18 protein-coding genes and 1 tRNA gene are annotated in these 24,780 nt (G+C 56.7%); 3 read left to right on the top strand and 16 right to left on the bottom strand.

Annotation, left to right across the window (positions count from 1 at the left end; all coding sequences use genetic code 11):
* Window positions 1–650 precede the first annotated feature (650 nt).
* From IG168_RS18715 to rpsU, 16 genes are all read right to left on the bottom strand, one after another.
* Window positions 651–1,520: a hypothetical protein gene (locus IG168_RS18715; protein WP_193166133.1), complete on the bottom strand. Its 870-nt coding sequence runs from the start codon at window positions 1,518–1,520 to the stop codon at window positions 651–653.
* Window positions 1,520–3,181, bottom strand: coding sequence for an AAA family ATPase (locus IG168_RS18710; protein WP_193166132.1), 1,662 nt, complete (start codon window positions 3,179–3,181; stop codon window positions 1,520–1,522). The genes IG168_RS18715 and IG168_RS18710 overlap by 1 nt, the downstream gene beginning before the upstream one ends.
* Before the next feature lie 9 nt (window positions 3,182–3,190).
* Entirely contained in the window at window positions 3,191–3,592 is a 402-nt protein-coding gene (locus tag IG168_RS18705; RefSeq protein WP_193166131.1) for a hypothetical protein, read from the bottom strand.
* Window positions 3,593–3,602: 10 nt separating this feature from the next.
* Complete coding sequence (locus IG168_RS20945; protein ID WP_319024758.1) at window positions 3,603–4,898, bottom strand: restriction endonuclease subunit S; 1,296 nt, start codon at window positions 4,896–4,898, stop codon at window positions 3,603–3,605.
* Window positions 4,898–6,526: a class I SAM-dependent DNA methyltransferase gene (locus tag IG168_RS18695; protein ID WP_193166130.1), complete on the bottom strand. Its 1,629-nt coding sequence runs from the start codon at window positions 6,524–6,526 to the stop codon at window positions 4,898–4,900. Before IG168_RS18695 ends, IG168_RS20945 begins: the two co-directional genes overlap by 1 nt.
* A 23-nt stretch (window positions 6,527–6,549) precedes the next feature.
* Window positions 6,550–10,068 carry a type I restriction-modification system endonuclease gene (gene hsdR / locus IG168_RS18690; RefSeq protein WP_193166129.1) on the bottom strand — a complete coding sequence of 1,173 codons (3,519 nt, stop codon included), beginning with the start codon at window positions 10,066–10,068 and terminating at the stop codon, window positions 6,550–6,552.
* A 617-nt stretch (window positions 10,069–10,685) separates the two neighbouring features.
* Complete coding sequence (locus IG168_RS18685) at window positions 10,686–11,075, bottom strand: hypothetical protein (RefSeq protein WP_193166128.1); 390 nt, start codon at window positions 11,073–11,075, stop codon at window positions 10,686–10,688.
* A gap of 896 nt (window positions 11,076–11,971) precedes the next feature.
* Window positions 11,972–12,751, bottom strand: coding sequence for a hypothetical protein (locus IG168_RS18680; protein ID WP_193166127.1), 780 nt, complete (start codon window positions 12,749–12,751; stop codon window positions 11,972–11,974).
* An 87-nt stretch (window positions 12,752–12,838) separates the two neighbouring features.
* Window positions 12,839–14,062, bottom strand: coding sequence for a tyrosine-type recombinase/integrase (locus IG168_RS18675; RefSeq protein ID WP_193166126.1), 1,224 nt, complete (start codon window positions 14,060–14,062; stop codon window positions 12,839–12,841).
* Between the two features lie 201 nt (window positions 14,063–14,263).
* Window positions 14,264–14,340 (bottom strand) — tRNA-Ile (locus tag IG168_RS18670).
* A gap of 106 nt (window positions 14,341–14,446) precedes the next feature.
* Complete coding sequence (locus IG168_RS18665; protein WP_193166125.1) at window positions 14,447–16,678, bottom strand: autotransporter family protein; 2,232 nt, start codon at window positions 16,676–16,678, stop codon at window positions 14,447–14,449.
* Between the two features lie 167 nt (window positions 16,679–16,845).
* Window positions 16,846–17,235, bottom strand: a complete 390-nt coding sequence (locus IG168_RS18660; RefSeq protein ID WP_193166124.1) for a diacylglycerol kinase — start codon at window positions 17,233–17,235, stop codon at window positions 16,846–16,848.
* A gap of 130 nt (window positions 17,236–17,365) precedes the next feature.
* Window positions 17,366–19,249, bottom strand: a complete 1,884-nt coding sequence (gene rpoD / locus IG168_RS18655) for an RNA polymerase sigma factor RpoD (RefSeq protein WP_193166123.1) — start codon at window positions 19,247–19,249, stop codon at window positions 17,366–17,368.
* A gap of 329 nt (window positions 19,250–19,578) precedes the next feature.
* The gene (dnaG, locus tag IG168_RS18650; protein WP_193166122.1) at window positions 19,579–21,582 is read right to left on the bottom strand and encodes a DNA primase; all 2,004 of its coding nucleotides are present in this window, start codon (window positions 21,580–21,582) and stop codon (window positions 19,579–19,581) included.
* 24 nt (window positions 21,583–21,606) lie between these two features.
* Window positions 21,607–22,053, bottom strand: a complete 447-nt coding sequence (locus tag IG168_RS18645; RefSeq protein ID WP_193166121.1) for a GatB/YqeY domain-containing protein — start codon at window positions 22,051–22,053, stop codon at window positions 21,607–21,609.
* Window positions 22,054–22,350: 297 nt separating this feature from the next.
* Complete coding sequence (gene rpsU, locus IG168_RS18640; RefSeq protein WP_183461320.1) at window positions 22,351–22,566, bottom strand: 30S ribosomal protein S21; 216 nt, start codon at window positions 22,564–22,566, stop codon at window positions 22,351–22,353.
* A gap of 173 nt (window positions 22,567–22,739) precedes the next feature.
* On the opposite strand from rpsU, the gene tsaD reads away from it, so the two are divergent.
* The 3 genes from tsaD to folK all read left to right on the top strand — a co-directional run bounded on the left by tsaD (window position 22,740) and on the right by folK (window position 24,711).
* Window positions 22,740–23,759: a tRNA (adenosine(37)-N6)-threonylcarbamoyltransferase complex transferase subunit TsaD gene (gene tsaD, locus IG168_RS18635; protein WP_193166120.1), complete on the top strand. Its 1,020-nt coding sequence runs from the start codon at window positions 22,740–22,742 to the stop codon at window positions 23,757–23,759.
* 71 nt (window positions 23,760–23,830) lie between these two features.
* Entirely contained in the window at window positions 23,831–24,211 is a 381-nt protein-coding gene (gene folB, locus IG168_RS18630; protein ID WP_193166119.1) for a dihydroneopterin aldolase, read from the top strand.
* Between the two features lie 2 nt (window positions 24,212–24,213).
* On the top strand, window positions 24,214–24,711 hold the full coding sequence (gene folK, locus IG168_RS18625; protein ID WP_193166118.1) for a 2-amino-4-hydroxy-6-hydroxymethyldihydropteridine diphosphokinase: 498 nt from the start codon (window positions 24,214–24,216) through the stop codon (window positions 24,709–24,711).
* Window positions 24,712–24,780 lie beyond the last annotated feature (69 nt).

Raw genomic sequence — 24,780 nt, 5'->3', positions numbered from 1 at the left:
CGTAAAGAATATTTGGGGTCAGAAGAATCTTTTGGCGTTTAATTTCCTATTAAAAGTGCGCGCCACGCAGCCTGTTTGTGACCACATTGTCCATGGGATTTTAGTCAGGAGCAGGGGCGTCGCTAAACCGAAAATATCTTGAAGGAAAGAAGCTTCACGAGAATGGTGAAGAGAAAGCGGGGGAGGAGAATGGTGGGCCCTCCGGGACTTGAAGTCTGCCTCTAACGCATTGATTTTTATGATTTTGTGGCGGAGGATTTGAAGTGTATGCCCCCATAAAGGCCCCCGATAGGGTGCGCTTGGGCCTCTTGGGGTGAGATGTTCTACACCTAAAAGTAGAAATGACACTTTGAGGTCACCGAAAACGGCGATTCAATAGGTTCGCCAATATTCTTTGGTACGATTCTTACTTTGCTGTTAACGAAATGAGAGCGATTACACGGCCGGAGTAATGCGCTTTGCAATCAAACTGATAAATACCGCCACCTACCGTCCCCGCTTCATCGCATTCTCTGGCGGGCTCGCTCCTCCTCATCATTCCGGTATAGGGCGTGGCCTGGATTGTTGTAATCCGCGTTGTGGTGGTTCTCCCAAGCGGGTTTGAATATGGTTCCTGTGGTGGTTATTGGGCCGCTTAACTGTTCCCCATATCAAGATGGGGCTAAGCTTCCCCTTCTATCTTGTTCAGTAATATCTGAAAGCTGCGCAAGGAAATTACCGTTTTCTAGTATCCCTGTATAAAAAATAGAGGGCCAGCTATTTTTGGTTTCATAAAGGTCATCATTGTGATCTCTAAGCCTAACTATTGCTTCTCTGCAAGAATCCAAAGTTACAGGCCCGGGATCTAGCGAGACACGCAATAATTTATATGGTCGCCTGCAGATATCGGCCCAGCTTTTATTCATCCAATTAACGGAATTATTGGCTAAAACTATAGAGCGCAAATGGAAATTAAGCAGTTTTTTTTGAGGATGATTTGGATTTAGTAAAACTATAGAAATTTTCGGGGTGAGAAATTCCTCTTCGAACTCAATTTTAAAAAGCCTATCTCGCAAAAATTCATCGTAGTAAGGGTGAGCTAATCGCTCGTTTTCGTCGACCCCCTTAGTGAGCTCTCCTCTTCTAGTATTGCAGTCACATGCAGGAACTAGGTTCATAGAGAAAACAGACATTTCCGGATATGTCTCTTTTGGAAGGTAGTGATCGATTGTTCCTGTTTTTAGACTGCCGCACATCGGGCATACATCTGGGGACAATTCGTTTCTATATTTTTCTATGAATTCAAGCGTATCCTTTGGCGGATGTTTATAGTGTGATCGGATAGACTTTTTTAGATCATCTGACATTTCTTGTGGTGCGATCCGCCAAGGGTTCCCTTGGTTGGCATAGAAATTTTCATACTGAGACTTGAATATCAAATAATTGTGCATTAACTCCGGATAGCTACCGAGGTTTTCATTTTGCACCAGAGATCGGAGCTCAGCGAGGTCGTCTTGAAGTGGTGGTTGAATTCGCTTCATTATCTGTGGTCCTGATCAAGCTCTCTTTGAAGCTGCATAAATAATTCAGGCGATACTTCCTGTCTCAGTCGTTCCATGCCGGCACTTCTGTCAACCAAATTTCTTAGGCTGTTGGCAATATCGCTGACCGCTATGCTTGATACTTCATCTTCGAAAATAAAGTAGGAAATTGATCCGATATTAGCGCCAAATGTGTTTAGCCTAGGGTTCAGAATGTGAATGTTTCCGTCGCTATCACTTTTGAACACCTGAACCTGCTTTTTGGGTATTTCACGTACTATATATGAGGAGTGAGACGCAACTATCGCAATAGACCCAGTAATTTCAAGGAGATTGTTTAATAAGCTTATGAAGTCTGATATCAAATTTGGGTGCAGATGAGTCTCTGGCTCGTCCAGAAGTACCAGTGTCCCATTCTCGATAAATAGACTCGCTTGTGCGGCAAACTTGATAAAAGATAGCTCGCCACTACTTAAACGGTATGCCTGACCGCTGATGAGCTTGAAGGGGCTTGAATTTGACTGAATCGCCGACCAGAGCTCTAAAGTAGCCTGTTCTCCGCCATCGCTTAGTGAATCTAGTGGTACATAATTCTGGCCGTTAATGGAGATAAGGTTTGCGTTTCTAGCAAACACATTGCTATGAAGTTTTAAACCAATTGTTTGGCCTTTGAATACTTTCGAGATGGTTTTCAAAAAAATCTCCCACCGCAAGTTTCCGCCAATCTGTTCAGTTGAACGTACAAGTTGAACGCAAATTTCTCCGAAATCTCTACTCGGGCCGTTGTTAGTATTCCTCGTTAAGTTCAATCTTCGATATAGCGTTTTTTGTGTAGCGCTTTCTTCAGGGAAGGTATGTGCGGTTTCACCGGGCGTCGCTATAGCTAAAACCCGACTGATCATTGGTCGGCCGTAAGTCGGATCTATTAGGTCATGATTACCATATTGGAGCGATTTAACAATTGCTCCCAAAGCCTGGCTTTTTCCCAATCCGTTTCTGCCAATCAGGACATTCACTCTTCTTGGTAGGGGGTCATCTGAAGAAAACTCAAAATCTATTTGATGATCGTTGTTAAATGCGTCAAGTTTGAATTTTAAATGGAGAGTAGTCGAGATTCTATCTAGGCGCTCTGCCTTTACGCCGTCTAAAATAGATTCGGCATTATGAAAAGTGAAAAATTGATCTGAGCTTCGCATGAAGCCCAATTTAAAAACTTCGGACTCAAGAGCTGTAGAAAGCCACTTTTGAGGCTTTCTTGATTTTCTTGCGTAAACAAGATCATTTAATTCAGACAAAAGTTGCAGTGCGCGGTCAGTTCCTTTTTCATGGATTAACGCTCGGTATGCCTCCATGTCTTGGCGCATTGTAAAGAAAGTCGGCAGCTCTTCTGACGATATTAGGAGTTGTTCGTTCTTGTAAAGTTTCTTCTTAATTTCCCTATCGTTTTCAATGAACCCAAGCAGTATTTTTCCTTCTTGTATGTAGATGTTATCTCTAATGAGGTAATAGCTGGCATAAATTTTGTGTCCAAAATCATCCCAGTCCCGTAAAGATGGGACGATAACAATGGCGGGGGCGCGAGCTTCATTGAACAGTGTGTGGTCATCAGGTTTTCGCGGTGAAAAAAATACCGAAGTCTTATTGTTATTCCTGGGTTCCATATTTTCTTTCTACTGAAAAATACCGTTTTTAGTGACCCATGCTTTTCTCAGCTTGAGAGGCTTAAGTATTAAGTAATGGGTCAAGGGGATCGGGGCTAGGGGAGCGATAACGAAAAATAACATTATATAGTTTCCGTCCGCAATCCAGTTAACAAACCCATCACGTGAATACCATTCGTACTGATCTATGAGAATAAATGCGGCCCAGAATAGTGACACTAACACCCAGTAGCCTTTTGTAATATTTACTGCCGCTTTTATGTATGAAAAATCTTCAGATCGCTTCAGCATAAATATTCCTAGTCCAAGGAGTATCGCCGGAACAATTGCCCACACATTAGCAAGCAGCATTAGTAGGATAAAAATAACTATCTTGGCTTGCTCTCCACTACCGAGAGGTTGATTTTCCATGTGCTCTCTCTTATCGCGCCCTAGCTCGGATTATCTTTTTCTTGGGTGGCTTCGCGACCCGTTCCGCGTGGATGCGCATCAGCAGTGCCGTCGCGCTGTTGTCGCCGCTGATCAGGTGCGGGTTGTCCTCGCGCCACTGCTCGGTGAGTTCGCCGCGGAAGGCTTTGGCGAGGATGGACTGGGTGAGGTACTCGACCCGCGCCAAGGCATTGTTAATCTGTTTCTCAATAGTGTCGGCAAAAGCGAAAAGTTGCTCAATCTGGCGGACGATTTCGGCTTGCTCTTCAATTGGCGGGCAATGAATGGGGTACGCGCTGAGCTTTTTGGCATTGATATTGGATTGACTTACACCGTCTGATTTTACGGCCTTATAGTAATCTTTTGCATAAGGGCTGTTTAAATGGTAGTTGAGAAATTCCGGATTCAGCAGTTCTGAGCATTTGATTTTAATTAGGTATCCAGCATAAATCGCCTCTCTCTCTCCTCGATATATGGAGGTTTTCCCCACTAACTCTGGGCTATTTGTTCGATTAAATAGGACATCACCGGGGGTAAGCTGATACTTCTCTATTTCTGCTAAGTCTGATGAATATACCAAGTCAGACCAGTCTAGTTTTCCGTCTTGCAGGTTTCCCATACGCAGTACAGGTATAAGACCGTCTTTCAGAGACTTTGCAGAGGTCCCGTACTTTGGTTTTTCTATGAAGTCACCAAGTGCACCGGAGGTCCAGTTACCCAAATGGCTGCTGTTACGCCAATCTTTTGTTAGCTCCCCACTTATTGCCACAGTCAGAACAGACTGCCGGAAGCGCTTGAGAATCTGGGGGATGCACTCGAGGCGGGCTTTGGTGTTTTCTACCTGGGCCAGCAGGGTGTCGAGTTTGTCGGCGATGATTTTTTGTTCGGCCAAGGGGGGCAGCGAAAGCTCGACGCCCGTAATGTCGCCCTTTCGTATGTAGGGTATTGTCGAACCACGCTCGCCCTGCGTAATCAGTGAAATGTGACCACGAGTGAGCCAGTATAGAAAGTTCAAGCTAATTTGAATGGGCTCGATTACATACGTACGCTGATACGCATTGAACTTGCCTGAATAGCGCTTAACGCTGAAGGAGCCATTTCCCGCTAGTAATACTGCATCAGTATCAAATGCATAATTGTCGATCCGGGATATTGCCTCAGCACAGGTAAAAAACGGGAACCTCCCCCTATCGACGGCCGCATTTGCGTCTAGCTTACCAGTGCTCAGGTTTACGAGTTCTCCAAGAGTGGCACGTTGCCAGGATTGCGGAGTTGCCGGGGCTTTCACTATTTCGCCTCCCCTAATATCTCGTTGAGCAGTATTTTTTGGGCATCCGCCTCATCCCCAGCGCCCAGCTCACGCATCAGTCTATCCAGCTCTCCCAGTGCCTGCACCAGCTCGCCCATAGCTTGCCCGGCCAGCACACTGGGTTCCGGCAGATTGGCTGCATCCACGCTGTCGGCATCCTTCAGCCAGCTGATATCCAGTGAGTCGCCCTTGTGCTCGGCAATCCACTCGCGGCTGAAGCAGCGCCAGCGGCTATGAGCCAGGCGTTCGTCCACATCCTGATTCTCGTCGGCCTTTTGCGCTTCCGGTGCTAGGTCGATCTCCTCGGCGCCGAAGCTCCATTCGCCTTCGTTGCGTTTGCTGGTGCCATCCGCCTTTTTGCCGTAGACCTTTTCAAACGGTTTCAGGTGCTGCTCGCCGAACGGGGTGCGCTTGCCGAAACTGGGCATGTTGGTACGCAGGTCGTAGACCCACACATTCTCGGTGCAATTCTCTTCCTGCAGCTTGTCTTTGGCCGATCCCTTAGTGAAGAACAGTACATTGGTCTTTACCCCCTGGGCGTAGAAGATACCCGTGGGCAGACGCAGAATGGTGTGCAGGTTGCACTTGTGCATAAGGTCCCGGCGCACCTCAGTACCCACTCCGGTCTCGAACAGTACGTTGTCCGGCAGCACCACCGCGGCGCGGCCGCCAGGCTTAAGGTTGCGGTAGATATGCTGCAGAAATGCCAGCTGCTTGTTGCTGGTCTTGTAGGTGAGGTCATCGCGGGTGATGCTGGCCTCGCCGCCCTTGGCGGTGCCAAATGGTGGATTGGCGAGAATGATATCTGCCTTGGCGAGGCTGGCACCGGCCTGACCGAGGGCATTGCCCAGGTGCACCACCCCCTCGTCGTCACCTTCCATGCCGTGCAGCAGGCAGTTCATCAGCGCCAGGCGGCGGGTACCGGGTACCAGCTCGATACCGACAAAGGCTTGATTCTTCTGGAACGCCTGCTGTTTGGCGGTCAGGTCGAACAGATCGTCGGTCTGCTCCTTGATGTATTGGTCGGCGGCAATCAGGAAGCCGGCGGTACCGGCGGCCGGGTCCTGAATCACCTCGCCGGGCTGTGGCTGAATACAGCGCACCATGGAATTGATCAGCGCGCGCGGGGTGAAGTACTGGCCAGCGCCGGACTTGGTTTCGTTGGCGTTTTTCTGCAACAGGCCCTCGTACAAGTCGCCGAGGCCGTCTTTCTGGGCGCTGAACCAGTCGATCTGGTCCAGGGTTTTGACCATCTGCTCCAGATGGCGGGGTTCCCTAAGGCGGGTTTGAGCGTCGGCATAGACGGCGCTGATCAGCGGGTCTTCGTGCACGATATTGCCATCGCCGTCCTTACCGGTGGAGAGGGTCAACAGGATGCGCTTGTAGTCGTTCAGCAGGTTGATGCCGGATTTGCCGTTAAGGTCGCTCCAGCGGCAGCCCTCCGGCAGCGGGTGCTTCTGCAGGGTGCCGGCCTCGGTGTTCTCGTGCACCATCTTGATAAATAGCAACAGAACCAGCTCGGTGACGTAGTCCGAGTAGTTGATGCCGTCGTCGCGCAGCACGTCGCAGAGGTTCCAGAGTTTCTGTACGATATCGTTATTGGTCATGGTACTTCCTTACATCTAATTCGTTACGCGGTCTGGGTGGAAGGCCAGAGGTCCGCTTTAAATTCTTCCAGTACGGTATCCAGCTGATCGTTCAGTACTTTATCCAGCCGGCGGGCGCCCCCCTCGAAGGCGGGCATCTGGTTGATGGTCTCACGATCAATGACCACCTCGTGGGTCAGCTGCTTGGCGAGACGCTGCAGCCACTTACGTTGAGCAGGGTTCCAAGTGTGTTGGGTAAAAATCCTGTCCATGGCTTTGGCGACCCGCTGCTCGAACGGCACCAGCGCCTCCCCAAGTGCCGCCCGGCGTATATGGCCAATGATACTGGCGGCGATATCCTGGTTGGTCTGGTTGCGCACCGCGCTTTGCAGGTTCGCTTCCGAGTAGCCGTGATTGTCCAGCAGCAGCTTCACTTCTTTCAGTTGCTCGCGGGTGAGGTCGCGGGGCCGGTTTACTACCACTGCTAGGGCGGCGGATTGGTTGAGCTGGTCCTTGATGAACTGGTTGAAGCTATCCAGGTAGTCATCGGGCCGTTTGTGCGTGCCGTAGCTCTGGGTGCGCTCGCGGATCTCGTCCTCGTGGTCCGAGATCAGCGGCATCTTCTCACTGCCGAACAGGGTTTTTACCTCGGACAGCTGGTTCAGCAGCCCCGCGTGCTGGCGGATGAACTCCGCTGCCTGGCTGGGGCCGAGGTCGTGCAGGTGCTTGTGCAGTGACTTGGGTGCGACGCCCCACTGTTGCTCCAGCTCACCCAGCTTTTGCTTGAGCGCCGGTTTGCTGTCGGCCTTGTTGTCCGCCTTGCGCAGCACCCGCATCAGCTTCTGGCTGAGCTGGCTTAGCACCGCGTCGGCATGGGTTTCCCCCTCCTGCTCTCCGGGACTGTTCAGGGCCCGCTCCAGCTGCTCAGGGTCGGTGAGTTCGTCCACCAGTTGCTCGAGGCTGATATTGGGGTCCTTCACCAGCGGTTTCATGGTGTTCACATCCTGCAGCGCCGCATAGATGTCCACCGGGTCATAGATGCGGAAGACGGTCTTGCCGATCTCGTCGCAGCGGCGCGTGGCGCGGCCGATCATCTGCTCGTACAGGATGCGCGAGCGCACCCGGCGCAAGAACACCAGGTTGCAGATCTTGGGTACGTCGATGCCGGTGGTGAGTAGATCCACGGTAATGGCGATATTGGGGTAACGCTCGTTCTTGTACTCGCGGATCAGCTGGTTAACCTTGTCGCTCTGCCCGGTGATCTTGGCCACGGCGGCCTGATTGTACTCGCCGTTGTAGAGCTCTTTGAAGGCGTCATCCAGCAGGCGCTTGATCATGTCGGCGTGCAAATCGGTGGCGCAGAAGATCATGGTCTTCTCATCCCCGAAGGGGTCCAGCTCCTGCACTAGCTGTTCGCAGATCACCCGGTTGAAGTTCTCGTTGATCACGCGGCGGTTAAAAGTTTCCACCTCGAAGTTCAGTTCATCTTCCAGTTCTGCGGTTTCTACGGCACCGGTCTGGGTGTTGATGGCCTGTACCGCAGAACCCTTCTCGAACTGGATACCCTTTTGGGTGAGCAGGGTTTCATAACGGATGGGCGGCTCATGGTCGATCAGCCAGTCATCCGCCACCGCCTCGCGGTAGGAGTATGTGTACACCGGTTTGCCGAAGATTTCGCTGGTGTGTTTGGCCGGCGTCGCGGTGAGTCCCACCTTTACCGCATCGAAGTAGTCCAGTACACGTCGATAGCTGGACAGGTACTGGCTGGCATCGCGGGTGGCCAGTTCGCCCTCGGTCATCTCCTGGTCGAGGGTATAACCGCGGTGGGCCTCATCGATGATGATGCAGTCGAACTGGTCTACTGGCGGTGGCGTGTCGCTCCTGAATACTCGCGCAACCATCGCCTGCACGGTGGCCACCTGTACACGGGTTTCCGCTTCGGCGGCCATATCGCCGAGCTCGGCCACATTGTAAATCTTGGACAGGGTGTGGTTCTGCTCCAGCGGTGCCTCGTTGAAGGCGTCGATAGCCTGCTGGCCCAGGGCGGTGCGGTCCACCAGAAACAGGATGCGCTTGAAACGCTCGGCTTTCAGGAACCGGTACATCAGGCCGATGATGGTGCGGGTCTTGCCGGTGCCGGTGGCCATGGCGAGCAGCGCCTGACGCACACCGGCAACCAGTGCATTCTCGGTAGCGACAATGGCTTTTTGCTGATAGTCGCGCAGTTTTAGGTAGCCGAACGGCTCCTGCTCCAGTTGTTGTTCCGCTTTTTCTTTGCTGCGCTGCAACAGGTCGAGCAGACCGCCCGGGGTATGGAATTTTTGCAGTGCGCGGCGGATATTGCTTGGCTCACGGACATCCCGGAACCAAGTCCCGGATTGTTCCGCCAGTTGCGGGATATAGGGGCGCCCGTTACAGGAATAGACAAACGGCACCTTGAAGTGCCCGTCCGCCTCGTCTGGCCAGGCCACGGTGCGACCAGCGAGTTCCCAGGCGCTGATTAACGGGGCGGCGACCTGAAATCCTCGGCTATAGCGCTCCGCCTGGCGGATCTTGCCGGCGACGTTGGTGTTCTCCTTCTTGGCCTCCACCACTGCGACGGGGGTGAGGCCGGCGAAGAGCACATAGTCCGCGGGACCTCTCTGGGTGGGCCACTCTGCAATAGCGCGGTTGACGCCTTTCTCGGGCCGCGCCCCTTTCTGGTAGGTCAGCTCCTGGCTGTCTGCCTCCCACCCGTTCTCCACCAGTTGCTGGTCGATCAGAATTCGGGTCAGCTCCTCGTTCAGCACGATATGCTGACTAGCGGCCTGGGTCTGCTTAGCGACCTTCTGGCGCTCGGCGCTGACGGTCTTGTCACTCTGTTCGGCCAGTTGCTGCTGTAGGGCCTTGATCTTCTGTTCGTACTCTTGTCGCTGTGCAGTGAGTGCCTGCTCGTGCGTTGCGGCCTCCTCGGCCTTTGCCCGAGATTCCTCATCCATGGCCACTGCGAGGGCCTCAAATTCGGCTTTCTCTTTTGCAACCAGATCGTTGAGCTGTTGGCTGGAGTTCAGCTGTACGTTGGCTTCTTGCAGATCGTGCTTGAGCTTGTCGATCTCGTTTTGCAGCTGACGCAGATGGCTACTGGGGTCTGTAGGGGCGACGAAGGGGCCTGGCTTGAACTTGGTGCCCGCGCCACCGAAGGACTGATGGAACCAGATAGCCAGGGCCCGAGCGACTTTCAGGCCGTCCAGGGCTTCCCGGTGCTGGGTTCTGAACTCGTGCGTAGCCTTGTTGCCTTCAATACGCAGGGTGTGGAACAGCTCCCGCACCGTTGGCTCCAGGCGTAGCTCCCGATTGAGGCGGTAGAGCAGGTCGGCCTGGCCTGTCTGCTCGTCAATCTCCACGCCTACCCGGGCGGCAATATGCTGGGCTAGGGCCTCGCCCAGCTGGCGCAGCTTGATCAGGGTGGTATTGGGGTCGCTTGAAAACGCCTGCTCGGCGGAGGCGGCCAGCTGAAGGAATAGCTGGTCGTGCTCGGCGAGGAAGCCAAAATTTGTCGACTCTAAGGTATCAGTGACCTTCACTACTCCCCCTTTCTTATTCTTGCTGGTTGCCGAGCGGCCTGAGTTGTTGGCGCTCACTCACCTGCTGCGGCTTACATGTGCTAACCAGTTGACCCCAGAAACTCCATTTTCTGGGTGTCAGAGCACTATGTTGGGTTAGCTCAGACAACCGGTTGATTCTACCTAGGAACGTGAGGGAGTTCACGCCATGGCACAGAGGGAAGAGACAGTTTATTTGTAACGGACGGTCGTTATTTGATCAGTTGGATGTCTGCGCTTTGACGCGCCGTCGCAGTTTGACCAGATAAAGTTTTATAAAGTATTCGCTCGATTTGTGGCCGCTGCTTTTCCCGGTTGAGTCGATTGTCTGTGTGCCCATCCTGTTCAGAATGAAGCCACTCCGTTCTTACTGCTCCCTCAACTCAGATAGCTTTTAGCGCGTACTTGATCGGAAGTACCTGGTAGATATCTATAAAGGGGTGCCAAATTTCCCCCAAGAACTAGGTAAAAATGGGTATTTTGTGGAGGCTCTCAGCCCCCATTAGTATGGAGTTCTTCGGTCTTGTGGGGGCGTTGAGCCACCTTAAGTCTGTCCTTTGGGGCGAATCTGGGACCAAAGAAATAGATTCTTGCCTAGCCTAGTTCTTGATACGCAAGGAGCGGCGCTTTGCTCGATAAGCCTCCGGCTCCAGGAAGGGTTTACCTTCCCAGCGGTCTAAGTCTAGCCAGTTAAGACGATAAAGGGTTGGCTCCTTCTTGGCTTGGGGATAGCGTGTAACGGAAATCCATCCCTTTTGCTCTAGCTCTTTCCGGCATCGAAGGGCAGTCTTCTTCTCCCAGCCGTACTTCTCCATGATGGCTGGTGCTGCGCTCAAGTTGCCATTGTTATAGCCGTTGAACTGGCGAGCAAAGTCCCAGAGAAACGCTCTTGCCGTCTTGCTGAGGGCTATATAGTCGGGGTGGTCAAATATAGCGTGCAGGGCGCAGACAAAGGGCATTTTGCCCTTGCCTCGCCCGTTAGGTTTCATGCCCCGGCTGTTAGTCTTCTCGGCGCCCATTAGTCACCCAGTGACTTAACGGAGCGTAGCTTGGGAGGAAGCGGGGTCGGGTCGCCATGATCCTCGACTCCCAGCCCTTCCGTAGAATTACCCTCATCAACCAATGTCCGGACTTCAGCTTCGCTATTAGCCTCGATTATGACGGGAACAATAGTGATGTATTCAAGCTCGGCAAGGTACCTCATGACATTACCTCCGTCTCTCGAAGCCCTGGAGCGAAGGCGTTAAAGCACCGGAAGAGACTCCTGTGGCACGAATCAATCTCTTGGAGAGGCTTTCCCCCCTGCCAGTTTCTGGGTTTGGGACAATGAAGCACCCTCAAACACAACATTTCTGCTTCGTCGCGGGCGGAGTTCACTCGAGACATGTAGAAGGAACTGTGAGCAGGCGAGACGGCCAAGAATTGATCGATATTGAGGGTGGTGGCCAAGGGCTTGGTATGTCTATTTTTGTCTACTTTAGATCGAGAGGCTGGGGCGAAGGTGGTAGAAATATCAGTCATTTCGGCCCCCCAATGCTTGCCCTTCGGCGATAAGTTTTGCTTTCAAATCAAGTAGATAGGAACCTTGCCAGACAGTAGTTTTTGGTCCCAATTTGATGCCGCGCTGGGCTTTGCCGGAATTACACCAATGCCACCAAGTGCTGAGTCCAATTCCGAACAATCGTGCACACTCGGAAGCACGGTACAAGTGAGTGGGGTGTATGGCTGTGGGTGTAATAAGTCGGGTCCGCATGTATCAGCTCTCCTATGGGTTATCTGAGGCTGATACCTATTTTCTACATGTTTTTGCGGCAGACTAGTTGGGGAATTCCTGAGGTGGACTGGTCCTAGTTCTACATTGTATAAATTCACGAAAATTTCGTGCTTAATTCCCCCCCCCTTCTCGTGGGGTGGCTTGTATAGTTTTCCTGATAACCGAGGGGTCAACTTTCTTATCGAAAAACACTTCTACGAGAAGTGATATGTTTTCGTATAAATATTCTCCATAACTCTTCTTGAAAAACATTCCCATATGGCGGATTAGGCGTGTCATATCATTATCTTTCGTTTTAGAGCCTATAACGCTTTCAGAGCCGATAGGGGTGGCGTCCAGTTCTTCGGAAAATCTTTTCAGCAGGGTGCTCAAACTTGGAGTTAGGTATTTTCTTAGTTCATTAACAAGTGACGATTCTGATTCTTGGTTAATGCTAATTGCTGAAAGCTCTTCACCATTAAATAGCGATAGGCATTGAGGGGCAATGTCGTATCTGTCTAGCTCGTTAGCAATCATGAGCAAGGAGGATTTTATTTCATTAGTTTTTTTCTTTCGTGCGGAGGGGGTTAACTCTTCGACAGCAGCGTTATATCCGTAGAGAGCCTTATCAAGCTCGAAGAAAAGTTGGGGGGAGACCCCGAGTTGTAAATTGGAATCTCGCTTAATCAACCTGCGCCACACTAGCTTCATGTTCGGGTGTATTGCGAGCTTTTCAAGGATCTCTCGTCTCTTTGGAGTGACTAAGGGGCTTTGTTCGAGTTGCAGCAGTTCGAGCACGAATGTTGGTGTCCAGTCTGGATATTCATCGAGCTGAGATGCCCGCTCTGGCATGGCTACTCCTCGGCTTTCAAAGCCTCTTTGCTCTGTTGAGTCGCTGTCTTTTATTTTCATCCTGCTTCTCAAAAACTCTTTTGGTCACGGTGATGCGGCATGTTGACGTGCTTTAAAATTGCCCCAAAATGGCTGTTCGAGCGATACTCACAAAACCTTATTCGAACTCTCCAGGAAGGCCTGCTTTCTCAATTTTTCCAGATAATCGGCCCATTTCTGCATCATTGCCGTACGTTGAGAGAGGTGCTTAGTCCGGTTGTAGGCCATGCCATTAGCATCTCGGACTGAGTGCGCTAGCTGATGCTCGATGTGTTCTACCCGCTCGTTTAGAACTTCATCCAGTAGGGTGCGGGCCATTGCGCGGAAGCCGTGGGGCGTGATGGTGTCATTGTCATACCCCATATTGCGTAGGGCAGTTCGTACCGCGTTCTCGGACATGCACCGGCTGGCGCCCTTGGGCGAGGGGAAGACATAGCGGAAGCGCCCGGTCAGGGGTTCCAGCTCGCGCAGGATCGCCAGTGCCTGGTGTGACAGCGGGATGATGTGCGGGTGACGCATTTTCATCTTGCTGGCTGGCAGCTCTATTCGCGCCTGCTCCCAGTCGATTTCCGCCCATTCCAGCGCACGCAGTTCGCCGGGGCGGCAGAACAGCAGCGGGGACAGCTTGAGGGCAGCGCGCACGGTTGGGCTGCCCTGGTAGCTGTCGATGGCTGCCAGCAGCTTGCCCACCTCGGCGGGCTGGGTGATGGTGGGGAAGTGCTTGGTCCGGGTGGGTTGTAACTGGCCTCCCACCACGGCAGCGGGGTCATTGGTGGCGCGGCCCCCGGCAATGGCAAAACGGAATACCATGCTGGCAGTCTGCCTAGCGCGCTTGGCGGTTTCTACCGCGCCGCGGTCTTCGATTCGCTTGAGGATTGTCAGCAGTTCTGGTGGGCTGATGTCAGCAATGGGGCGGTTCCCCAGATAGGGGAACAAGTCACGCTCGAGCATTCGGAGGGTGCGCTTACGATGGCTCTCCGATTTGTCGCCCATCCTTGTCGAATACCACTCGCGGGCGAGAGCTTCAAAGGTGTTGGTGGCGGAATCGTATCGTTCTGCTCGTGTCGCTTTGCGGTGGTCGCTGGGATCGATACCATCCAGCAGCAATTGGCGGGCTTCATCACGGAGCTTGCGCGCTCGCTTGAGGCCGGTTTCAGGGTATACACCGAGCGCGAGCTTGCGCTCTTTCTTGGTGTGGGGGTGACGATATTTTAGGCGCCAGTAGCGGCCGCCGCTTTTGGTCACCAGCAAGAACATGCCCTTTTCATCGGACAGCTTGTAATCCTTATCCCTCGGCTTTGCCTGCTTAACCTGAAGCTCTGTCAACGGCATGGCTCTATCCCTTTAGCAATGCGGGCTGCGGCGGAATTTGGGGGCCTCTATTGGCGCTAATTAGTTAGGGGCCCCCAGATCTGCCCCCATGTGCCCCCAGTTTTGGTTGCACAAATTAGACTTCCTGAGACAAAGAATAACGCGGAAAGTTAGGCGTGTCGCGGGGTGTGAGATTAACTGGGATTTGTGGGGACGGGAGAATGGTGGGCCCTCCGGGACTTGAACCCAGGACCTGCCGATTATGAGTCGGATGCTCTAACCAACTGAGCTAAGGGCCCCCATGAAGCCGTTGGCGGCAGGGCCGCGAACGGTCTGGAAAAGTACTCGATTTTCCCTTGCAAATCAACGCCTTTTGCCGGGTATGCCGGCGTTTCCCGTCACCCGTTACCAGCTCAGGTTGAAACCCAGATTGCCGCTGGCGCCGCGCCAGTCGAGGTAGTCGAGGGACTGCTGGTAGCTTAGATTGAAGTACAGGCTGCCGGCGCCGAGCTGCAGCAGGTCCATGCCGGCGCCCACTTCGCCCCAGGTGGCGCGGCGCTGGTTTTCCAGGAACAGGCGGTTGTCGAACAGCAGTTCGTCGTGGCCGTGCCAGGTGTGCCAGAGATTGCCGAACAGGTAGTACTGGTTGTCGCCCCGAGTGTTGTAGGCGCGAAGGCCGGCGCGGAAGCTCAGTTCCGGGGTCATGTCCAGTTCCACCCAGCTGACACCGTCGTCGATACCGCCGAGGTTGGTGTAGTTGGCGGTGGTCTGCAGCTGGGGTTCCAGGTGGAAGTACTCACTGACCGGCAGGGTGAAGCCCTTTTCGATCGACAGGCTCAATTGCGGGCCGCTGGTGCTGGTGTCGATACCACGGGAGGAGCTGCTCTTCGCGGAGACGAAGGCGACCTTGAACAGCAGGTCGAGATAACTTTGGTCGTTGCGGTAATCGCTGAAATAGAGCCCGATGTAATGACTGTCGATGCTGTTGGTGCCGGCGCGGTAATCGGGCACGCCGCGGGCCAGGCCGGTGACATCGCCGCGGGCGATACTGCTGCCGGCGAACAGGCCCAGTTCCTGGCTGCCGTGGCAGGTGGGGCCGGCGTAGAGATTGCCGTTCAGCTGCAGGCCGCTCATGTAACCGTCGAAACTGGTATCCATGTCTCCGCCCCAGTTCAGCTGGACTGGGCGGTGATAGATCCGCAGCCAGCCGTTGTAGGTGCCGCTGCTGGCATTGCGCTGTTCGCCGCGGCTCTGCTGGTAGCTGCTGATCTGCTGGATCGACAACTGCTGGGCGAGGCTCTTCAACTGGGAGTAGAGGGGGATTTCCGGGCGATACAGCGGGATCGGTTTGCCGTCTGCGGGCACCGCTGCCAGTGCCTGGGCCTGCGCTTGTGCCTGTGGTGCGGCGGTATCCGTCGTCGACAGCAATGTAGTGGTCGCGGCCACGGGCTCGGTGGAGGGCGGCGCGCTGCCCGGCAGCAGGTTCGAGCGGAGGTACCAGTTGTCCGTGTCATCCGAAGCGTCGGAACCGCGAAACAGGTAGTAGTCGTAGGGGCCGGACGAGACGGGTTCCGCCATATAGAAGGCGCCGGCGTCGGTGTTGCCGCCATTGCGGGTTTCCACCACGAGAATTCCACGCTCGGTGGACTGGTCACGTCCGTCGAAGGCGCTGATCACCAGCTCGGTGCTGCCACTGGCGCGACCGCCGTCGATCACCAGGCGATCTGCGAGGCTGTCGTCACCACCGAGCTCCGCGTCCAGATAGATACGGCCGCGGCCGGTGTAATCGCCGCGGATAGTCAGCTGGTTTGCCGTGGTGCCGCGCAGATCGATGATGCCGTTGTTTTCCAGTCGCAGTGCCTGGCCGGCGAGCGTCTCCACGGCGACATTGAATTCCGGTACCAGCAGCTGGCTGCCGTTATCGATGACCAGTTGGGTGGGCAGCGCATCTTCACCGCCCAGGGTGAAACTGTTGTTGAGGGTGAGCAGGCTTTCCTCGCTGAGGCGGATATTTTCCCAGTTGTAGAAGGCGGTGGTGTCGCTGAACTGCTGGTGCACGAACACCAGGCTGTCGTTGCCGTAGCCGGCGTTCACAAAGGCGCCGCCGGCACCGGTGGCACTGCTCAGGGTGGCGCTGTCGTCGCCGTCACCCAGCTGGATACTGTTGCCGACAAAACCGCCGCGCCATTCCAATACGTCGTCGCCGTTGCCGCTGATCAGATAGGTGCCGATACGGCCGCCGTCGAGCTCGATGCGGTTGTCGCCGTTGCCGAGGTGGACTGCGCCGGAGATTGTCCCGTTGTTGAGCAGCTGGTCATTGCCATCGGAGAGCTGCACGGTAAAGGTCACGCCGGAACTGAGTGTGCCGAAATTTTTTACATTGGCGCCGGCGCCCAGCTGGATAGCCGGGGTATCGCTGGTGGTGATGGTGGCGTCGGAATCGATGGTGATACTGACATTTTGCGCTGCGGGGGCGCTTACGCCGCTGGTGTCGCTGCCGGTGCAGAGGATGCTGCTATCACTGGTGGGGAAGTTGCTGCTGCAGTTGGCGAATACAACCTGGGGACAGGAAAAGGCGGCGGCTAACATCAGGCCGGCACCGCGAACCAGCGCCCGCCCTGCGCGTAAATCTGGCATAAACCTTTCCCTGGTTTATTGGTACGTTTGTATCGAGTGGGAAAAGTCTAGACGAGTGATTTGTGAGCAGTGCCGGGGGGAGAGGCTGTGGCGCGAAATAGCGGTGGGAACCGCGCCGGCGAAAAGGATCGCCGGCGGATCGTATTGCGGGTGGCGTCAGTCGGGGATCAGCTAACCCAGCGCGGCAGCAGAATGCAGCCCCAGGTAAACAGCCACAGCAGCAGGGCGAGGGACACAGCAGCGGATCCGGTGTCCTTGGCGATTTTCGACAGCGGGTGCTTTTCCGGCCCGACGCGATCGACCACCGCTTCCACGGCGCTGTTGAGCAATTCCACGATCATGACCAGCAGCGTGGCGCCGACCAGCAGCGCGCGTTCGACGCCCGTCTGGCCGAACCAGATTGCGAACGGAATCAGGAATATGGCCAGGGTCACTTCCTGGCGGAAGGCGGCTTCGTTGCGCCAGGTGGCGAGCAGCCCTTCGCGGGAATAGTTGGTGGCGTCGATCAGTCGGGAGATGCCCGTCTTGCCGGGTTTGTTGACGAATTCGTCTTGCATGGCTGGTTTTTTGCGACCCATTGTTCAGGTTGAGTTCCGCACCATCATTTAAGGTACTACAGCGGATTCTAAGCGGTGGAGTGTCAATAAAATGTCATAAAAAAAGCCCGGCAGAGCCGGGCTTTTTCAGTTACTCGTCGAGGAAGCTCCGCAGGTGCTCGGAGCGCGACGGGTGACGCAGTTTGCGCAGCGCCTTGGCTTCGATCTGGCGGATACGCTCGCGGGTCACATCGAACTGCTTGCCCACCTCTTCCAGCGTGTGGTCGGTGTTCATGTCGATGCCGAAACGCATGCGCAGCACCTTGGCCTCGCGCGCAGTCAGGCCGGACAGCACAGAGCGGGTCGCGTCGTGCAGGCCGGTCTGGGTGGCGGTGTCCACCGGAGAAGACTGGTTCTGGTCTTCGATGAAGTCGCCCAGATGGGAGTCTTCGTCGTCGCCGATCGGAGTTTCCATGGAAATGGGCTCCTTGGCGATTTTCAGTACCTTGCGCACCTTGTCTTCCGGCATTTCCATGCGCTCGCCCAGCTCTTCCGGCGTCGGCTCGCGGCCCATCTCCTGCAGCATCTGGCGGCTGATACGATTGAGCTTGTTGATGGTCTCAATCATGTGCACCGGGATACGGATGGTCCGCGCCTGGTCGGCAATGGAGCGGGTGATCGCCTGGCGAATCCACCAGGTGGCGTAAGTGGAGAACTTGTAGCCACGGCGGTATTCGAACTTGTCCACCGCCTTCATCAGGCCGATGTTGCCCTCCTGGATCAGGTCCAGGAACTGCAGGCCGCGGTTGGTGTACTTCTTGGCGATGGAAATTACCAGGCGCAGGTTGGCCTCGACCATTTCCTTCTTGGCGCGGCGGGAACGGGCCTCACCGATGGACATGCGGCGGTTGATCTCTTTGATCTGGCCGATATCCAGGCCGGCGCGTTCCTGGCACTGGGCCAGTTTGCGCTGGGCGCGGATGATATCTTCGGCAACCTGGCGCAGGGCGTCGGAGTAGTCGCGCTTCTTCTTGACGATCGCCGGGATCCACTCTTCGTTGACTTCGTTGCCGGGGAATTCCTTGATAAAGGTCTTGCGCGGCATCCGAGCACGACGGATACACAGGTTCATGACGGTGCGCTCCTGGGAGCGGACTTCGTCGAGAATGCTGCGCACCTCGTTGTACAGCGGATCGAACTGGCGCGGTGCCAGCTTGAAGAAGCGGAACACGTCGGCGACGGCTTCCATTGCCTCACCGGCCTGCTTGGAGTCGCGGCCGTGCTTCTTGATTGCAGCGTCGGCTTTCTTCTGCGCGGCGATCAGCGCTCTCATGCGCTCGGCGAGCTCTTCCGGATCGATACCGCCGACGTTTTCCTCTTCCTCCTCGGAATCGGAATCGTCGTCATCGCTGTCATCGTCGGAATCTGAGTCGGAAGCGTCGTCCTTGTCCTTGTCGGATTTCGCGGCGGCGTTGTCCTGGCCGGTCTGGGCGCCCGGGGGAACCTCGTCGGCCGGATCGAGCCAGCCGGCAATCACGTCGGGAATGCGGCGCTCTTCTTTTTCGATCAGGTGATATTCTTCGATGATCTGCTGTACGGCGCCGGGCCAGTAGGCCAGGGCGGCCATCAGTTCACGCAGGCCCTCTTCGATACGTTTGGCAATGGCGATTTCGCCCTCGCGCGTGAGCAGCTCAACGGTGCCCATTTCGCGCATATACATGCGTACCGGATCGGTGGTGCGGCCCACGTCGGACTCTACCGCGGCCAGGGCGGCGGCAGCTTCGGCGGCGGCAATTTCATCGGCGGAGCTATCGCCCTCGGCCATCAACAACTCTTCGGCATCCGGTGCGCTTTCGAACACCTTGATACCCATGTCATTGATCATGCCAATGATGTCTTCCACCTGATCGGGATCGGAGATGTCCTCCGGCAGGTGGTCATTCACTTCCGCATAGGTCAGATAGCCCTGTTCTTTACCGCGGGCAATCAATTCCTTGATGCGTGAAGTAGTCTGCTGTTGGGTTTTGTCGGTCATGCACAACCCTGAAAAGTAAGGAGAAAATACGGGACAAAGACGCGGGATTATAGCGTATTTGCGATAGCAATAACCACTCTGGCTGTCAAGCGACCTATGAGTGCGGTGTTCAATGTGCTCGGTTCCCGATCCCGTCCGGGGTGACTGGATATGGTGCTGGCTCTCGGGTTTTCAAGGCCTGCACCGGCGATCTTGGTCCGAAACCTGCCCGGGGCGTCCCGGCCCGGCGGATTTCGGTGGCGAAATCCTGCCGCGCATATACAGATACGCAGCGATTTCGCGGTTGGTGGCACGTTCGGTACCACTAGCGAGTGCCGTAAATTGGCGTCTCAATCCTCTTTGCGCTGCCAGTTGGCGAGCAGGGCGCGCTGTTCCGGGGTCAATTGCCCGTTGTCACTGCGCAGCTGGTCCAGCAGGCCGCGGTTGCGGGCCTTGCGGGCCGCGTTTTCCAGGCGCTGCAGGCAGTCGTTGAACTCGGCCGCTGGGTCGTATTCCAGCTGGGTATCGCCCTGGGCAAGCTGCCGTACACCGCTGACCAGCTGCGAGGCGGCGAGCTTGGCCAGCGTGTCGCAGGAGTCCGCGCCGTGGTGGGCACGCCAGTATCCGAGGAGCTGATTCAGATTGTAGTCCGGGCGCTTTTGCAGCAGGTCTACCAGGTCGGCAAAAAGTTGCAGATCCGCATCCCCGCTGTCGCGGAATCGGCCGCTGTCGTCAATCTGCTGCGCCAGCTGCGGGTGGTGCAGCAGCAGGGCGATCAGCATGCGCTCTGCCGGCAGGCGGTACTGACCGCTGCGGCGTACGGGGATGCCGCTGCTCGGCGGCTGCGCCTCGAACGGTTCGTATTCCGCGGGCGGCGGCATATCGCCGTAATCGTTGTAGTCGCCGGGGTCGCCGAAATCCGCGGCCGGGGACGCAAACTCCGGCGGCGACTCCGGTTTCGATGGCGCGGGTTTGGTCGTCGCGGGGGGCGGTGCCGGGGCTGCCGCTCGCGCCCGGGCTTTTTCCGCGCTGATGACTTCCTGCAGGGTCTCCTTGTCGAGACCGGTGCGCGCCGCCAGTTGCTGGAACATCAGCTGGCGGAATACCCCGTCGGGCAGGCGGTCGAGCAGTGGCGCCGCCAGTTTCGACAGCCGCGCGCGGCCGTCCATGGTCTGCAGGTTGATGCCCTCGCCGAGCAGGTCGAAGAGGAAGTCCTCGAGCGGCCGGGCCTGCTCGTCGAGCATCTGCTCGAAGCGCTCGCCACCCACCTGGCGCACTAGCGTGTCCGGGTCTTCGCCCTCGGGCAGCAGCAGGAAGCGCAGGCTGCGGCCATCCTGCATCTGTGGCAATGCGGCTTCCAGTGCGCGGCGCGCAGCGGTGCGGCCGGCCTGGTCGCCGTCGAAACAGAACACCAGTTCCGCGGTGTGGCGGAAGGCCAGCAGGATGTGGTCCTCGCCGCAGGCGGTGCCGAGGGTGGCGACGGCGCAGCGGATGCCGAACTGCGCCAGCGCCACCACATCCATATAGCCCTCCACCACGATCAGCCGCTTCAGCTCGCGGTTGGCCTGGCGGGCCTCCCACAGGCCGTAGAGTTCGCGGCCCTTGTGGAAGATCGGGGTTTCCGGCGAGTTCAGGTATTTGGGCTTCTCGTCCCCGAGCACTCGTCCGCCGAAGGCGATGGTGCGGCCGCGCTGGTCGCGGATCGGGAACATGATGCGGTTGCGGAAGCGGTCGTAGTGATGCCGCTGTCCGGGCTTGGTGTTGCCGTCGCTGTCCTGGCGGCGGATGGCTAGACCGGCCTGTTCCAGCTGGTCGGCCTTCTGTGCGGTGTCGCCGAGGGCGTTGAGCAGGTTGTCCCAGCCGGGCGGCGCCAGGCCGATAGCGAAGTCCCGGGCGATTTCGCCGGACAGGCCGCGCTGCTTCAGGTAGGTAATGGCACGACCGGCGGCGGGGTGCGCGCGCAGCTGCTGGCGGTAGAAATCCGCCGCCTTGTCGGTGAGCTGGTAGAGGGACTGGCTCTCGCGCTGGCGCTTCTCCTGGCCCGGGGCCAGTTGTTCGCGCGGGACTTCGAGCCCGAGGGAGCCGGCCAGCTTTTCCACCGCCTCGGGGAAGGGCAGGCGGTCGTACTCCATCAGGAAGCCGACGGCATTGCCGTTGGCCCCGCAGCCGAAGCAGTAGTAGAACTGCTTGTCCGGGCTTACCGTGAAAGACGGCGTTTTTTCATCGTGAAACGGGCAGCAAGCGGAATAGTTTTTCCCGGTCTTGCGCAGCTTCACCCGGCTGTCGACCACTTCGACAATATCCGCCCGTGCGAGCAGATCGTCGATAAAGTGCTGTGGAATCTTGCCGGCCATAGGGTCTCGCTAGCGCGTCAGCCGTCAGCTGAATTGCGCTTTAACCAGTTTACTGACGGCGCCCATGTCCGCGCGGCCCTGCACCTGCGGTTTGACCTGGGCCATGACTTTGCCCATGTCGGCCATGCTGCTGGCTCCAGTGTCCTTTACCGCGGCGGCGACAATTTCGGCGATCTCCGCTTCCGACAGCTGTTCCGGGAGGAATTCCTGGATCACGTCGATTTCGGCCTGTTCCACGGCGGCCAGCTCGGCGCGGCCGGCTTTCTCGTACTGGGCGATGGAGTCGCGGCGCTGTTTGGTCATCTTGTCCAGCAGGGCCAGGATGCGGGCGTCGTCCAGCTCAATGCGCTCGTCCACTTCCACGCGTTTGATTTCCGCATTGATCAGGCGCAGGGTGGCCAGGCGCTCTTTGGCGCGGGCTCTCATGGCGTCTTTAGTGGCCTGGGACAGGGTTTCCTTGAGGGTGCTCATGGTCTTATTCCGTGTGTTCCGCTTGGAGTTAATCTGGCGTGTCAGGTGTGGAGGGCCCACTTCTCGGGGCGGATACCTGAAAGCGAAGGGCAAGAATAGCGCTTTGCGGCGCAAACAAAAATCGGCTCGACCGGCGGTATCGCCGGGGCGAGATGCGGTCAGTTGGCCGATTTTCGCTGCGGTAAGCGGCGCGGCGGGGCTGGCAGGGGGCGAAACACAATAAAAAACGGCGCGCGAGTTCAGCTCGCACGCCGTTTTTGAAATCCGCTACGGGCCCTGAGCCCGTCCGGCGACTGCTTAGTACAGGCGCTGGAACTTGCGGTTTTCGCGCTGCAGCTTCTTCGCGTGACGCTTAACAGCGGCAGCAGCCTTGCGCTTACGCACAGCAGTCGGCTTCTCGTAGAATTCGCGACGACGTACTTCAGACAGTACACCGGCTTTCTCACAAGAGCGCTTGAAGCGACGCAGGGCGATATCAAATGGTTCGTTGTCTTTCAGTCGTACTGATGGCATTGGTTTACCTGTAATTCGTTTCTCTCGGCCTATCCGGCAATTGCTCTCGCAGTTGCAATCCGGTGGCCGGTTCACAGCGAGGGCGCAAATTCTAAACACTCGGACCTGCGATCGCAAGCCTCTTTTCAGGTATGATAGCGGCCCTTCAGGCCAGTCCGTAATAGAGAGTACAAGTGCGAGTTCTGGGAATCGAAACTTCCTGCGATGAAACCGGCGTCGCGATCTACGACACCGAAAAAGGGCTGCTCGGTCACGCCCTGTTCAGTCAGGTGGATTTGCACGCCGATTACGGCGGCGTGGTGCCGGAACTGGCCAGTCGCGATCATGTGCGCAAGCTGCTGCCGCTGGTGCGCCAGGTCATGCGCGACAGCGCTACCGAGCCGGCGGATCTGGACGGCATAGCCTATACCGCGGGCCCGGGCCTTGTTGGTGCGCTGATGGTCGGCGCCTGCGCCGGCCGCGCGCTGGCCTACGGCTGGAATCTGCCGGCTGTGGCCGTTCACCATATGGAGGGACACCTGCTGGCCCCGATGCTGGAGGAAAAGCCTCCGGCCTTCCCGTTTGTGGCGCTGCTCGTATCCGGCGGCCATACCCAGCTGGTCGATGTGCGCGGCCTCGGGGATTACGCCCTGATGGGGGAATCCCTCGACGATGCCGCCGGCGAGGCCTTCGACAAGGCGGCCAAGATGCTGGACCTGGACTACCCGGGCGGCCCGCGCCTTGCGGCCCTGGCGGAGCGGGGCGATCCGCAACGCTTTACCTTTCCGCGGCCGATGACCGACCGGCCGGGGCTGGATTTCAGTTTTTCCGGTCTCAAGACCTACACCCTGACCACGGTGCGCGCGCACGCGCTGGAAGACGGCCTGCCGGACGAGCAGACCTGCGCGGATATCGCCGCGGCTTTCCAGGAGGCGGTGGTCGACACGCTGGTGATCAAATGTCGCCGCGCCATCAAGGCGTCGGGTCACAAGACGCTGGTGATTGCCGGCGGAGTCTCGGCGAACAAACTGCTGCGCGAGCGGCTGGAGGCGGCGCTGGTCAAAGACGGCGCCAGCGTCTTCTATCCGCGCCACGAATTCTGCACCGACAACGGTGCGATGATCGCCTACGCCGGTTGCCTGCGCCTGCAGGCGGGGCAGCGCGCGGACCTGGATATAGAAGTGCGGCCGCGCTGGCCGATGACGGAGCTCTGAGAGGCTGCTGCGCCTGGCAGGTTGGCCTCTCAGAGCTCCGCGTTTCGAACAAATTTGGCAAGAGTTAGCGGATGGATATCGTTTATATACGGGATTTGAAGGTGGATACCATCATCGGTATCTACGACTGGGAGCGCGAGGTGCGCCAGACCGTCAGTCTCGATCTCGAAATGGCTTTCAATATTGCCGAGGCCGCGCGCACCGACAATATCGAGTACACCCTCAACTACAAGGCCGTGGCCAAGCGGTTGATCGCCTTTATCGAGGGCAGCGAGTTCCTGCTGGTGGAAACCATGGCGGAACAGGCGGCGGCCATCGTGCGCGATGAATTCAATGTGAGCTGGCTGCGCCTGCGCCTGTCGAAGCCCGGTGCAGTGCGCGGATCCCGCGATGTGGGGGTGATGATTGAGCGCGGCGAGCGTCCGGCCAGCGGCGCCGCTGCGGGAGTGTGACAGTGGCCAGAGTTTTTCTCAGTCTCGGCAGCAATATCGATCGCGAGCGGCATATCCGCGCCGGTCTCGACGCGCTGGCCAAGCGGTTTGGCGGACTGGACGTTTCGCGTGTATTTGAAAGCGAGGCGGTCGGTTTCGACGGCGACAACTTCTACAACCTGGTGGTGGGTATCCATACCGAACTGCCGGTGGGGCGCCTGGCGCTGGGCCTGCGCGAAATCGAGGATGCCAACGGCCGCCTGCGTGCCGGGCCCAAATTCAGCGCGCGGACCCTGGATATCGATATCCTCACCTACGATGCGCTGACCGGTACCGTCGACGGTGTAAAACTGCCGCGGGGCGAAATCCTCAAGAATGCGTTCGTGCTGCTGCCGCTGGCGGAACTGGTGCCGAACGCCATTCACCCGTTGGTGGGCAAGTCTTACCGGGAATTGTGGGAAGAATACGATCAGACTTCGCAAAAGCTCTGGCCGGTGCCGTTTGACTGGCCGGGACACTAGAAGGAAAAGTCACCCAACAAAAAAGCGGCCGAATTCGGCCGCTTTTTTGTGTCCGCGATTTCCGTCGCG

The organism is Microbulbifer hainanensis (assembly GCF_014904735.1).
In the GTDB taxonomy this organism is placed as follows: Bacteria; Pseudomonadota; Gammaproteobacteria; order Pseudomonadales; family Cellvibrionaceae; genus Microbulbifer; species Microbulbifer hainanensis.
The sequence above is the reverse complement of the archived record's forward strand: the minus strand, read 5'-3'. Positions and strand labels throughout refer to the sequence as shown.

Excerpts from the sequence above, each read along its gene's own strand:
- IG168_RS18715 (WP_193166133.1), bottom strand. The coding sequence starts at position 1,520 with ATGAAGCGAATTCAACCACCACTTCAAGACGACCTCGCTGAGCTCCGA.
- IG168_RS18710 (WP_193166132.1), bottom strand. The coding sequence starts at position 3,181 with ATGGAACCCAGGAATAACAATAAGACTTCGGTATTTTTTTCACCGCGA.
- IG168_RS18705 (WP_193166131.1), bottom strand. The coding sequence starts at position 3,592 with ATGGAAAATCAACCTCTCGGTAGTGGAGAGCAAGCCAAGATAGTTATT.
- IG168_RS18695 (WP_193166130.1), bottom strand. The coding sequence starts at position 6,526 with ATGACCAATAACGATATCGTACAGAAACTCTGGAACCTCTGCGACGTG.
- IG168_RS18685 (WP_193166128.1), bottom strand. The coding sequence starts at position 11,075 with ATGAAACCTAACGGGCGAGGCAAGGGCAAAATGCCCTTTGTCTGCGCC.
- IG168_RS18680 (WP_193166127.1), bottom strand. The coding sequence starts at position 12,751 with ATGAAAATAAAAGACAGCGACTCAACAGAGCAAAGAGGCTTTGAAAGC.
- IG168_RS18675 (WP_193166126.1), bottom strand. The coding sequence starts at position 14,062 with ATGCCGTTGACAGAGCTTCAGGTTAAGCAGGCAAAGCCGAGGGATAAG.
- IG168_RS18665 (WP_193166125.1), bottom strand. The coding sequence starts at position 16,678 with ATGCCAGATTTACGCGCAGGGCGGGCGCTGGTTCGCGGTGCCGGCCTG.
- IG168_RS18660 (WP_193166124.1), bottom strand. The coding sequence starts at position 17,235 with ATGCAAGACGAATTCGTCAACAAACCCGGCAAGACGGGCATCTCCCGA.
- rpoD (WP_193166123.1), bottom strand. The coding sequence starts at position 19,249 with ATGACCGACAAAACCCAACAGCAGACTACTTCACGCATCAAGGAATTG.
- dnaG (WP_193166122.1), bottom strand. The coding sequence starts at position 21,582 with ATGGCCGGCAAGATTCCACAGCACTTTATCGACGATCTGCTCGCACGG.
- IG168_RS18645 (WP_193166121.1), bottom strand. The coding sequence starts at position 22,053 with ATGAGCACCCTCAAGGAAACCCTGTCCCAGGCCACTAAAGACGCCATG.
- rpsU (WP_183461320.1), bottom strand. The coding sequence starts at position 22,566 with ATGCCATCAGTACGACTGAAAGACAACGAACCATTTGATATCGCCCTG.
- folB (WP_193166119.1), top strand. The coding sequence starts at position 23,831 with ATGGATATCGTTTATATACGGGATTTGAAGGTGGATACCATCATCGGT.